This is a genomic window from Rothia sp. HMSC061C12, from assembly GCF_001815755.1.
Classification (GTDB): Bacteria; Actinomycetota; Actinomycetes; order Actinomycetales; family Micrococcaceae; genus Rothia; species Rothia mucilaginosa.
This window is the reverse complement of sequence record NZ_KV821875.1, coordinates 141,254-153,584: the sequence shown is the minus strand read 5'-3', so window position 1 is coordinate 153,584 and position 12,331 is coordinate 141,254. Positions and strand designations below refer to the sequence as shown.

The 12,331-nt window shown below is 63.1% G+C and carries 8 protein-coding genes; 4 read left to right on the top strand and 4 right to left on the bottom strand.

Going from position 1 to position 12,331, the window contains the following annotated elements:
• Positions 1-5 precede the first annotated feature (5 nt).
• Positions 6-1,217 (bottom strand): DUF6318 family protein, encoded by a 1,212-nt coding sequence (locus HMPREF3055_RS07670; protein ID WP_070738782.1) that lies wholly within the window; start codon positions 1,215-1,217, stop codon positions 6-8.
• A 268-nt stretch (positions 1,218-1,485) separates the two neighbouring features.
• Entirely contained in the window at positions 1,486-2,307 is an 822-nt protein-coding gene (locus HMPREF3055_RS07665; RefSeq protein WP_246826922.1) for a DUF6318 family protein, read from the bottom strand.
• A gap of 646 nt (positions 2,308-2,953) precedes the next feature.
• Here HMPREF3055_RS07665 and HMPREF3055_RS07660 point away from each other — a divergent pair.
• The gene (locus tag HMPREF3055_RS07660; RefSeq protein ID WP_070738780.1) at positions 2,954-4,927 is read left to right on the top strand and encodes a dynamin family protein; all 1,974 of its coding nucleotides are present in this window, start codon (positions 2,954-2,956) and stop codon (positions 4,925-4,927) included.
• Positions 4,928-5,029: 102 nt separating this feature from the next.
• A complete protein-coding gene (locus HMPREF3055_RS07655; RefSeq protein ID WP_070738779.1) occupies positions 5,030-6,898 on the top strand; it encodes a GTPase in 1,869 nt (622 codons plus the stop codon).
• Between the two features lie 101 nt (positions 6,899-6,999).
• On the opposite strand, the gene HMPREF3055_RS07650 is transcribed toward HMPREF3055_RS07655, so the two are convergent.
• Entirely contained in the window at positions 7,000-7,896 is an 897-nt protein-coding gene (locus HMPREF3055_RS07650) for an IclR family transcriptional regulator (protein WP_371326332.1), read from the bottom strand.
• Positions 7,897-8,306: 410 nt separating this feature from the next.
• Between HMPREF3055_RS07650 and leuC the strand changes: the two genes are divergently transcribed.
• On the top strand, positions 8,307-9,749 hold the full coding sequence (gene leuC, locus HMPREF3055_RS07645) for a 3-isopropylmalate dehydratase large subunit (protein ID WP_049356655.1): 1,443 nt from the start codon (positions 8,307-8,309) through the stop codon (positions 9,747-9,749).
• A gap of 26 nt (positions 9,750-9,775) precedes the next feature.
• Positions 9,776-10,369 carry a 3-isopropylmalate dehydratase small subunit gene (leuD, locus tag HMPREF3055_RS07640; RefSeq protein WP_005505627.1) on the top strand — a complete coding sequence of 198 codons (594 nt, stop codon included), beginning with the start codon at positions 9,776-9,778 and terminating at the stop codon, positions 10,367-10,369.
• Positions 10,370-10,523: 154 nt separating this feature from the next.
• Here the strand turns inward: leuD and HMPREF3055_RS07635 are convergent, their stop codons facing one another.
• Complete coding sequence (locus HMPREF3055_RS07635) at positions 10,524-11,972, bottom strand: transcriptional initiation protein Tat (protein WP_070738777.1); 1,449 nt, start codon at positions 11,970-11,972, stop codon at positions 10,524-10,526.
• Positions 11,973-12,331 lie beyond the last annotated feature (359 nt).

Below are 12,331 nucleotides of genomic sequence, written 5' to 3'. Positions count from 1 at the left end.
AGGGGCTACTGTGCGCCTTCACCAGGAATACCGCCGGGCGCCTCAGCGCCGGGAGCAGCATCTCCACCAGCGGCACCGGGCTGAGCGGCACCGGGATCAGGAGCACCGGGCGCTGCGCTCGGCTGAACCGTCGCAGCGGCAGGCTGAGTTGCCACAGGCTGCGCGGTAGCCACAGGCGCCTGGGTCGCGGCAGGCTGAGGAGCCTGAGCCGCGCCACCCTGACCGGTGCCGGCCTGTGCGCCACCGTTCTGCGCACCACCGTTCTGGGAGCCAGTGTACTGACGGGAACCGTTCTGGGCGGAAGGAGCCTGCGCACCACCGTTCTGCGCGGCACCATTCTGAGCAGTGCCCTGAGCCGCGCCGTTACCCGAAGTATTCGCGCCGGTGTGTGCGCCAGCATTAGCCGCCACGGTGCTGTCATCAGTCACCGTCGGGGTATAGGTCGAAGAAGGGTGAGCACGCGGAGTCTGAGTCGGCTTCGGAGTCAACGCGGGATCGTACTGCTGAGGCGAAATCACCAACCAGCGCTTCGCCTCCTCATCGTACTCAGCGTAGAGAGCCTTAATCTCCTGTGCCTCAGTGTCTTCCAGAGGCTTGGTCGTATTGGTCGCCTTCTCAACCTGCATACCGTGCGCCTGAGTTACGGTGCACGCCCACGCATACTTAGTGCCGCGGGTCGTCGGCTGCTTATCGGTCAGGCGGAAAGTCCACTCGCCGCCCACCAGCCAGTTCGTGCCGGGCGCATAGAAGGCGCGCAGCTTCTCCAGCGCCGCACGGTTGGTAGAGTTCTGAGCCTGAACCACCTGCAGAGCCGGACCGGGATCACCGGTCATGCGGGCGTAGTTCACCGCCGCCGCAAAATACGCGAAGGTGGCGCGCAGGCTGCGGGCGTTCTTCTCGTACATGGTCTCATCCTCAACCGGGATGGGCACGGCGCTCGCCTTAGAATCAACGCTCGCGGGGCCGGCGGTCGGCTCAATCGTGTAGACCTGACCGGTCTCCGGGTCGGTGCTACTCATCGGAGCAGCACCGGTACCGGCAACGTACTTGGTCCATTTCAGCTCGCCCGACAGGTTATCGTAGGCACCCGCAATCGAAGCGGAAGGAGTGGGGGAGGCGGTCGCCTCCGCAGTCTTTTTGGAACCGCAAGCGGCAAGCATCGCACCCAGGGCGGCAGTGCCCGTGAGCGCAATAAAGTGGCGGCGGCTGTGAATCATAGTGATCCCCTTGAATGTGCTGTGATGCGGAAGTATCGGTGATAAGTGAAGAGCTCACGCTCCAATTCTCAGCCTAACATCACGCCCCTACAGGAGGGCGCGAAGCAGTCACCCGCAGGGCGAGTAGACGCGTATTGAGGCAAAAATGGGCGGACCTCATCTAGCCCTAGCCTATAGATTTCACGCGTGGCACACAAATAAAAGCCCTCATCCGTGCCTCATATCACCCAATATGACGGGTTCTTTGAGGCACGGATGTAAAGAAGCTTTAGGTTGAGCCTCGAATATAACGAGCCGCCTTAGAAGGGGGGCCCTCATTCGGGGTCGGGTGCGCACTCGGAATATTCGCGGACGGTTCAGCGGTAGCCGCAGGGGTGGCGGTAGCACTCGGGGAAGACTTCGGATCCTCCAGCATCTGCCAGCCCTCTTCACCAAAGTAGACGTAAGCATCCGCCTTCTGATTGCTGCCGTAGATACCGGTGAGCTGCTCACGCTGACGGGTCTCATGGTTGAACAAGAACGCGTTCTCGTCCACCTTCAGGGTCGCCTTCCAGCAGTAGACGTCCTGCTCGGTAGCGGGCACCGGCTGCGGGGAGCTCAGGTTAATGCACATGGGGTGGTTGTTCTTAGAGACCAGCCAGCCAATGTTGTAGCGGTAGATATCGCGGTACATCTGCGCCATGTTGCTAAAGTGCTCCTGGCCGGGCAGACCCATGAAAGGGTCGGTATCGCCGGTGAGGAGCATGTAGTTCTGCGCCGCACCCCAGTACTGCAGAAAGGCGTGCAGGCCCTCGACGGTGCGCTCTTTAGCCTCCGGGGGCATGGTGGGGCGGGGGACATTGACGGCTCGATGGCTCAGGGTGCCGTTTGAGAAATTTCCGGAACGCTCAAAGAACTGATCCGGCAGAAGAGCCGGTCCGCGACCGTCCAGGGCGGATGCGGGCAGGGGCTCGGCGTACGTAATGCTGCGCGTGGTGGTCGCAGATTTGGTCTGGGAGCTCTGAGGAGCAGCCTTAGTAGGGGAAGGGTTAGCGAGTGGTTGAGGGCGAGAAACTGCGCTGGGGCTGCAAGCGCTTGCGAGTGCGCTCAATGCTGCTCCGGAAGAAAGAGCAAGAAGATGGCGCCGTGACAGCGAACCGAACATACGCAACCTTTCGCAAGAGTAAAGATGGGCAGACAGTATGCGGGTAGCTCGGATGCAGTGAACCTCAACGGCAGTAAATTGTGAATGTAGTTGCGTGAGGGTTCGGTGAGCATTCCCGGTGGGTATCGCATACCGCGGTGAGTACGGATGCGATACGAAGGGCAGGTCAGAAACCTCCTGGGGATTCGGTGTGGATTATGACCTGCCTGTATGTCGTGCTCAACGATTCTAAGCGTACTTTCAGGTTCAAAATGACCATATCTGCGCTTGAGCGTAAAAAGTTATCAAATCTTAATATTTGCCCGTTTTATGCGGGTTATAAAACGTACCAATGTGTTCCGGGTAACCGCATTAAAATGTGCTTTTTTCCCGCGGAAACTCAAGGATTTTCCCACCTGCTCTTCTTATGAATAAATCATAAATTGGAGTTGTTGCACGCGGTGTGCAAGTAGTATCTCAACCTCTTCAGGTTGTCCAAACACCTATCAAAAACACCTCAATATGAGCCCCCAAACAACCCGCAACCGCAACGCGCCCACCGCAACGCCTACACATGGCATGAAGCAGGTGCACCCTATGGGACAATAGCGCTGTGACTACCACCGACTATGCGCAGCTCAAAGCAGCTCGCGAACTGCTCACTCGAATCCCCCTCCCGCTCGACGTAGAAGCCGGCGAAACCCCCGGCACCCCCTACACCGTCACCCACGACGGTACCGCCGAGCACGGCACCGCCACCGCGCGCACCCTGCTCGCCGCCATGGCACGCCAACTCGACGACTACATCCTGCCGCGCAGCGCCAGCGTCGATAACCCCCTCACCATCGTGGTCGGAGGCTCCACTGGCGCCGGCAAATCCACCCTCGTCAACACCCTGCTCGGCGAACCGCTCACCCAGTCCGGCGCGATTCGACCCACCACCCGCCACCCCGTACTCCTGCACCGCGCAGAAGACGAAGCGGCGCTATCACCCGAACGCTTCCTGCCCACCCTGCCGCGCACCCGCACCTCCGGCATGAACGCCGGATCGCAGGCACTACCCGGCCTCGACCCGAAGATCGCGCGCGCCCTCATTCCTATTACTACCTCGGCGCTACCGCAGGGCATCGCGCTCATCGACGCACCCGATATCGACTCCGTCTCCGAGGAAAACCGCACCCTCGCCAAGGAACTGCTCTCCGCCGCTGACCTGTGGCTCTTTGTCACCACCGCCAACCGCTACGCCGACGCCGTGCCCTGGGAACTGCTCCACGAAGCAGCCGCACGCTCCATCGCCATCGCCGTGGTGCTCAACCGCGTGCCCGAAGGCGACGAAGAAGCCATCGAAAACGACCTGCGACGCATGCTCGACGAGGCGGGAATCCACGCCGTACTGATTCACACCGTCACCGAACAGCCCCGCGACGCAAGCGGCATGCTCGCCCCCGTCAGCCTCGCCCCGCTGACCCTGTGGATCCGCGAACTTGGCGCCGACGCACCCGCCCGCGCCGCCATCGCCCGGCAGACCCTCGCCGGTGCCGTCGAAACCCTCGCCGGAAACCTGCAGGTGCTCGCCGCCGAACAGGCACGCCAGCAGGCGGCGCACCAGTCGCTTGCCACCATCGTCGCCGAAGAATACGAGGACGCGCTGACCACCATCGACGGCGCCCTCTCCGACGGCTCCCTGCTACGCGGCGAAGTGCTCTCGCGCTGGCACGACTTCGTGGGAACCGGCGACTTCTTCCGCTCCCTCGACAGCACCATCGGTCGCCTGCGCGACCGCGTCGGCTCCGCCCTGCGAGGCCAGCCCGCCGCCGCCCAGAAGGTAGAAGACGCCCTCGAAAGCGGCATCCACGCCGTCGTGCTGGATGCGGCCGCCCGCGCCTCCGAAAATACCCGCACCCGCTGGCGTGCCAGCCGCGCCGGACGCTCCCTGCTGGCGCGCCTTGATGCGCCGCAGGCTGTTTCTGTTGCGCCGCAGACGGCCTCCGCCGCGCCCGAACAGAACGCAGGCGCAAACGGTGAGGCGAAGGGCAACGAAGCGAAGGGCGAAGTGCAATCCGCCGAGGACATCTTCTCCGCAGCCGTTGCCGAACAGATTCGCCTCTGGCAGGGCTCCGTCCTCGAAATGATCCGTGAAGAAGGCGCCGACAAGCGCAAACGCGCCCGCTTCCTCTCCCTGGGCGTGAACGCCACCGCCGTGATGCTCATGGTCGCCGCGTTCAGCCTCACCGGCGGCATTACCGGTATTGAAGCAGGTATTGCCGGCGGTAGCGGCGTGGTCGGCACCAAACTGCTCGAGTCCATCTTCGGTGAAGACGCGGTGCGCCGCATGGCAACCCGCGCCCGCACCGACCTGCTCGAACGCATGGCGGATCTGCTCACCGAGCACGCCCAGCCCTTCACCGCCGTGCTGGAAGAAACCGACCCGCAGGCTGATGCTGAGGACATTCACCGCGCCGCCGAACAGGTACAGGCAATCGCCGCAGAAATGAGCGCGCAGAGCCAAGCTGCCCAGGCAAAGGGCACGCAGACAAAGGGTGCGCAGGCAAAGGGCACGCAGACCCCCTGGTCGGCTACAGCATAGTCGGAGCAGCGCGCTCAACCGCCTGTCACCAAATCATCTCCACAGCGCACAACCACACTGCGCACCACCTCACCGCGCACCACAGACGAAGAAAAACGCACTATGACTACCCCCGAGAACAAACTCGAGAACGCCAGCGCAGAGCGCAACGCCGAGCGAGGCGCCACCCCCGCCGTGGCGACCTCGCCCTTCGCTCGCTCCGTCGCATCCCTGAAAGACGCCATCAGCTACGGTGAAGGGCGAGTCCCCGAAACCGTCCTGCTTGACGCCGCCGAAACCCTCGAACGCCTCAGTCAGCGCCGCGAACTCTCCACCGAACACACCGTCATCGGCTTCTTCGGCGCGACCGGCAGCGGCAAATCCACGCTCTTCAACGCCATCGCCGGGCAGAACATTGCCCTCTCCGCGCCCACACGCCCGACCACCTCCACCGTGCAGGCGGCAATCTGGGAGGCAGAAGGCAGCGAAGAGCTACTTGACTGGCTCGGTATCGACAAGCGCGTTTACCCGCAAACTCAGGCGCTCGCCGCAGAAGGAGAAGCAACCGAGGGTAACGGGGCTGGCGGGGGAGTAGCGGCACCCAATGCCGTCACCGAACCGGCTCCCGGACTCTTCAACCGCATCCGCCGTGCAGTAGGCGGACGCGGCGAAATGCGCACCCGCACCGGCGGCCTCATCCTGCTGGACATGCCCGACTTCGACTCGGTCACCACCACCAACCGCGACCTCGCCGCCCGCATGATGCGCTACGTAGACGTACTCGTCTGGGTTGTCGACCCCCAAAAATACGCCGACGCCGTCATCCACCGCGACTTCATGGTGCCGCTTGCCGCCTCCGGCGCGCAGGCGCTCTGCGTGCTCAACCAGGCGGACAAGCTTGCACCCGCCGAGGTGCCCGCCGTGCTCGCATCCCTCACCCGCCTGCTCCAGGCCGAGGGCACCGAAGCGCACCTGCTCGCCGCACCCATCGCCGTCTCCGCGCGAACCGGTGAGGGCGTCGACGTGCTGCGTGACCTGCTCGCCCAGGTAGCCGCCGCCAAGAGCCTATCCCTGCAGCGAACCGACGCGCAGCTGCACGCCACCGCCTCCCAGCTGCGCACCTATGCCGGGGGAGAGGGAACCGTGCTCGCCGGAGCCTACGCCCTCGAAGCGGAACAGAAGCTCGTGAAGGCGTGCTACACCTCCAGCCAGGCTGAGCAGGTTTTGCAGGCGGCAACCGCCTCCTACCGCCGCGCCGCGGGACAGCACACCGGCTGGATCCTCACCCGCTGGATGAGCCGCCTGAAGGCCGACCCCCTGCGCCGCCTGCACCTGGGACAGCAGGACGAAACGAAGAGCACCTCTAAGGCTGAGAAGTCCGCGGGCATGCTCGGCTCCGAGAGCGAGAATGCACCCGAGCTGGTGGCATCCTCGCTACCTCCGCTGAGCGCCGCCCAGAAGGCGGGCATGGCAAACGCCGTGCGCCAGTACAGCAAGCAGATGGCGAACCGCATCGACGAACCGTGGAAGCGCAGCATGAAGGAAGCCGCGCTCTCCCGCGAGGCGGAGCTACCCGAACTGCTCGAACGTGACATGGTGCGCATCGACTACGGTCTGGGCCGCACCCGCGCCCCCTGGGTTATCTTCAACGCCCTGCAGTGGATTGCGCTGCTCAGCGCCCTGGTGGGTGTTGCTTGGCTGACCTTGATTTCCGGCATGGCGTACCTGCAGATTCAGTTGCCGCCCGCCCCGACCCCCGAGGGTTCCCCGGTGCCCCTGCCGACCCTGCTTCTGCTGCTGGGCATACTCCTCGGTATCGCCTCGGCGGGCGTGGGCAGGTTGCTCACAGCCATGGGTTCACGCTACTACGCGCGCAAACTGCGGGGCCGCCTGCAGACCGGCGTGGAGAAGGCAGTGCAGTCCTGCGTGGTCGCACCGGTACAGCAGGAGGCAAAGCGCCTGAACGCCTACCGCAAGGCGCTGGACATTTAGCGGACCAGCTTCCGAGAAGCAAGAGCACACAAAAGAATCCCTCACCACCTCAAACGAGGCAGGGAGGGATTCTTTTCGTTAGATCTACACGCTACTGAAGCTTAGTCTCCTTCAGTACTCTCAGCGCAGGGAGCCTGCTGAGACGCCGCAAGCTCACGCAGACCGTCCGTAATCGCCTGAGCAGCCTTAACGACCAGCTCGGGGTAGTTGCGGTTCGGCTGGCGGGTCATACGGTCAATCGGGCCTGAGATAGACACCGCAGCAATCACCTTGCCGCCGGGCGCACGCACCGGAGCAGAGACCGAGGCAGTACCGCGCTCGCGCTCACCCACGGACTGCGCCCAACCGATGCGGCGCACAGCCGCGAGCATGGCGGCGCTGAAGTGCGCATCGCGCAGGCCTTCAACAATGCGGTTCTGGTCTTCCCAGGCCAGCAGAACCTGGGCGGCGGAACCAGCCTGCATGGACAGCTGGGTACCGACCGGGATGGATTCGTGCATGCCGGAGGGGCGTGCCGCGGTTGCCGCGCATACGCGCCAGTCGCCCTGGCGGCGGTACAGCTGGGTGGACTCGTCAGCTTCGAGGCTGAGCTTCTGCAGAATCGGGTCTGCCACCGTGATGAGCTCATCGGAAATGGTGGCGGATGCGAGTTCGGTCAGGCGGGGGCCGAGCATGAAGCGTCCCTGCACATCGCGGGCCACGAGGCGGTGGTGAGCCAGCGCCACGGCGAGGCGGTGCGCGGTGGGGCGTGCCAAACCGGTTGCCTTGACGAGGTCGCCCAGGGATACGGGGCCTGCCTCGAGGCAGTCAAGAATGAGGGTCGCCTTGTCGAGCACGCCAACGCCGGAGGAGCCGTGGGAGTGTACCTCTACCATCTGCTCGTCGGCTGCCATGTGTTCGGGCGGCTTGACGGGGTCAACAATCGGTGCGTTGTGGTGTGTGGATGCGTTGGGGTGACGCATTCCGTGTGCGTTAAAACGTGAGGCGGAAGGAGTCATTCTTATATTCTATCTCAGAATATGAAAGATACCCCGGACTTCATGGACTCTTTGGGGTGCAGAGCTGAAGATGGAATCACCCCCTACGGGATAAATTATGAGCTTTTCATAATAAGTGTTTATGTGGGTTTGTGGGTGAAAATATGCGAAAAGACGCAGAAAAATGCGAATAATCTCGCAAAATTACCCTGGAGTCATAGAGTAAACCCACATAAAAACACTCGCTAGTTCGGGGTGTTTCTAGGCCGTCTCACAGGCTAAGAATTCGTGAAAAAATACGCGACACGCCGCAGAGAAATACCGGTTTGAGGATCCCATCGGGTACATAATCCGCCCCTCAACTCCGCAAACTTGCGGCACGCACCACACCGAACGCATCCACCGTAGGAACGCATCAAGCAGGAGAAAGCATGACTAGCGAACAGAACGCAACCACCGCGGGCACCCGTCCGCGCACCCTGGCAGAAAAAGTCTGGGACGCACACGTCGTCGTCCCCGGTGAAAACGGCAAGCCCGACCTGCTCTACATCGACCTGCAGCTACTGCACGAAGTGACCTCCCCCCAGGCATTCGAAGGCCTGCGCATCGAGAACCGCCCCCTGCGCCGCCTCGACCTGACCATCGCCACCGAGGACCACAACACCCCCACCGACAACATCTTCGGCACCATTGCCGACCTGACCAGCCGCACCCAGATCGAGACCCTGCGCCGCAACGCCAAGGAATTCGGCGTGCGCATCCACTCCCTCGGTGACGAGGAACAGGGCATCGTGCACGTGGTCGGCCCGCAGCTGGGTCTGACCATGCCCGGTATGACCATCGTCTGCGGCGACTCCCACACCTCCACCCACGGTGCGTTCGGCGCTCTCGCGTTCGGTATCGGTACCTCCGAGGTGGAACACGTCATGGCGACCCAGACCCTGCCCCTGGCACGCTTCAAGACCATGGCAATCAACGTTGAAGGCACCCTCAAGCCCGGCGTGACCGCAAAGGACATCATCCTCGCCGTCATCGCGCAGATCGGTACCGGCGGCGGTCAGGGCTACGTGCTCGAATACCGCGGCTCCGCGATCCGCTCCCTCTCCATGGAGGGCCGCATGACCATGTGCAACATGTCCATCGAGGCGGGCGCACGCGCCGGCATGGTCGCCCCCGACGAGATCACCTTCGAGTACATCAAGGGTCGCCAGCACGCGCCCAAGGGTGAAGAGTGGGACAAGGCAGTCGAGTACTGGAAGAGCCTGCCCACCGACGAAGGCGCCGTCTTCGACAAGGAAATCTTCATCAACGCTGACGAGCTCGAACCCTTCGTCACCTGGGGTACCAACCCCGGTCAGGGCATTCCGCTGAGCCACGCCGTTCCCTCCCCGGACGACTTCGAGGACGAGAACGACAAGGTCGCAGCAGAACGCGCCCTCGAATACATGGGCCTGGAGGCGGGCACCCCCATGAAGGAAATCCCCGTGGATGTTGTCTTCCTGGGTTCCTGCACCAACTCCCGCATTGAGGACCTGCGCGCCGCAGCGGACATCGTTCGTGGCCGCACCATCGCCGAGAACGTGCGCATGATGGTCGTGCCTGGCTCCCAGAAGGTCCGCGCGCAGGCAGAAGCAGAAGGCCTGGACAAGGTCTTCAAGGACTTCGGTGCCGACTGGCGCTTCGCCGGCTGCTCCATGTGCCTGGGCATGAACCCCGACCAGCTGGCACCCGGTGAGCGTTGCGCCTCCACCTCGAACCGTAACTTTGAGGGCCGCCAGGGCAAGGGTGGCCGCACCCACCTGGTCTCCCCGGTGGTCGCCGCCGCAACCGCTGTGCGCGGTACCCTGTCCGCCCCGTCCGACGTCGTGGCCTAGCACGCCGCTATAGCTAAGGAGCCATTATGGAACCCATTATTAAGCACACCGGCATTGGCGTGCCGCTGCGTTCTTCGAATGTTGACACCGACCAGATCATCCCCGCCGTCTACCTCAAGCGAGTGACCAAGACTGGCTTTGATGATGCCCTCTTCGCTAACTGGCGTAAGGACCCCGAGTTCATCCTGAACCAGGAGCCCTACAAGCACGGTAGCGTGCTGGTTGCGGGCCCGGACTTCGGTACCGGTTCCTCGCGTGAGCACGCCGTGTGGGCGCTGCGCGACTACGGTTTCAAGGTCGTTATCTCTGCTCGTTTTGCCGATATTTTCCGCGGCAACTCCGGTAAGCAGGGCCTGGTCACCGCACAGGTTGCACAGGACGATATCGAGCTGATTTGGAAGGCGCTGGAGCACGAGCCCGGCACCGAAATCACCGTTGACCTGGAGTCCAAGACCGTAACCGTGGGCGCGCTGGTTGTTCCCTTCGAGATTGACGACTACGTGCGCTGGCGCCTCATGGAGGGCCTGGACGATATCGGTCTGACCCTGCAGAACCTCGAAGCTATTGAAGCGTACGAGGCGAAGCGCCCCTCCTGGATGCCCCGCACTCAGGAGCTCTAAGTAGGGGAACTCTAAGCCGTAGATATATAAAGCTCGAAGGCGGCGACTGATTCAGTCGCCGCCTTCGAGCTTTTCTGTACCCAAAAACCTGGCACACATATGAATGTGCCTCCCCGGAACTTCCGGGGAGGCGTATTTATTCAATACCTAGAGCTTAGGCACCCTCAGTGATGGGGGTGTTCAAGGTTGCGTTCTCGGTACAGCTGTACAGCGCCGCCGAACCGGGGGAGCGCACACCCGCGGTCGGGTTCGCGTTCTGTGCGGTGGCAAGAGCGAAGTCAGAAACCACCTCGTGGTTAATGTAGCTGCCGCCTGCGCCGCCGCCGCTGCTCAGGGCGCTGAGCGAGTAGATGTTGCCTTCGCCCTCGAACTGCACCTGACGGCCGAAAACGCCCTCGTAGTATGAGCCAACGGTCCAGATGTTCAGGCCTGCGCCTCCGCCGCCGTAGCCGGCGCCACCACCGGATGCTACGGAGGTGAGGGAGAGCTTGCCGTGGGTTCGGGAAAGCAGCGCGCCGGAGCCGCCCTTACCGCGGTAAGAGCCGGTTGCGTTCGCACCGCCGGTGCCCTTCTCTCCCTCATGCACGGAGTCGCCCTGGTAAAGGTAGTAGCGCGGGAAGCTGTACGATTCGAACCAGGAGGTAGACATGGGCTGGAGCTTCAGCTCGTTATTCTCGTCGAGAATGCCGACCAGCGCCTCACCGAGGGTACCCGCCACTCCGGAGCGGCCAGCGGTACCGCCGGTGACCATGAAGCGCATGTCCAGGGTCTTGTCGTCCTCCTCAAGGGGCTTGAACTCCTGGTAGGGGCTTGCCATGAGCATGCCGCCCTGACCGGTGTTGTCGGTGCCCAGGTCGCCGCCTGCGCTACCGCCTGCGGTGGTGGATGCGTCACGGCCGTCCAGTGCCACGCGCAGTGCCGGGTTCAGCTGGTCCTTGGGCTGCGCGTCAAAGATGCGCTGGTGGGTAGTGAGGGTGCCCAGCTGTGCGCCACCGCCGCCAGCGCCGGCAACGGCTACGACGGTGACTGCGCCGTCGCGGACGAGCTCGACCGCGGAGGAGCCGCCGCCGGACGCGCCGTACACGTAGCCGCTATCGGTGTCCACTACCTGCGCTGCGCCGGTTGCGGTGCTGGAGCCGGTGGAGTCGCCGCCGGCTGCGTAGCCTTCGCCACCGAGTGCGGGCTCCGCGCCGGCTGCGGAGCCGACGCCGCCGTTACCCGCCCAGACGCGCAGGATGTCGCCGGACTTGACCGCAAGAACACCGCTGAGCTGTGCACCGGCACCGCCGCCAGCCAGGGCCGCGTTCGTGACGTCGGTCAGGTATCGGGGAGTAAAGGAAGATGCGGCACCGCCAGCACCTCCCACGAGGTCGAATCGTACTCGTCCAACGCCTTCAGGGACGAGCCATTCGGTGTATGCGCCAGCCTTGTCGTCGAAGCCGGTTGCGGTCGGCTTGAGGGTCAGAGCGGGGGAGCAGGTGGGCTCGCCGCTTGCCGCCCATGCAGGGACGGTTGCGCTGGCGAGGATAACGGGGGCACTCCATGCCGTACCCTGTACGAGGCGACGGCGCGAAATGCGTGATGCAGTGTTGTGATGTGTCATATTTGGGGTCCTCCGGTAGTTCGCGGATGCAGCCGCGAAGCGACCTGTGGTTGGTTGCGATGGGCCCTGGTTTTTAGTTGACTTTCGAATATTTACGGTGATGTTGAAGTGAATTTTTGAAGTTGAAGTGAATCAGGAAGCCGAACCGTTTTGGTTGGGTACCATCGCAAAGGTTTATGCAGTGAATGCACGCCACGCACCCTCCTGTGAGGCTCTGTACTGCGCGGGTGCAAGGTCGGTGCCGGCGCCTATGCCGCAGTGTAGAGCTGATTGGCTCCTCCGTGAGAGCGGAGGCGCCGTTCAGTGGGCACGAGTGTGCACGTTATTGTAGGGGTGAGGTTGCTCTCAAGTTCAAATTC

Bases quoted from the DNA above. Each gene is read 5' to 3' on its own strand.
- HMPREF3055_RS07670 (WP_070738782.1), bottom strand. From the start codon at position 1,217: ATGATTCACAGCCGCCGCCACTTTATTGCGCTCACGGGCACTGCCGCC.
- HMPREF3055_RS07650 (WP_371326332.1), bottom strand. From the start codon at position 7,896: ATGACTCCTTCCGCCTCACGTTTTAACGCACACGGAATGCGTCACCCC.
- HMPREF3055_RS07635 (WP_070738777.1), bottom strand. From the start codon at position 11,972: ATGACACATCACAACACTGCATCACGCATTTCGCGCCGTCGCCTCGTA.
- leuC (WP_049356655.1), top strand. From the start codon at position 8,307: ATGACTAGCGAACAGAACGCAACCACCGCGGGCACCCGTCCGCGCACC.
- HMPREF3055_RS07655 (WP_070738779.1), top strand. From the start codon at position 5,030: ATGACTACCCCCGAGAACAAACTCGAGAACGCCAGCGCAGAGCGCAAC.
- leuD (WP_005505627.1), top strand. From the start codon at position 9,776: ATGGAACCCATTATTAAGCACACCGGCATTGGCGTGCCGCTGCGTTCT.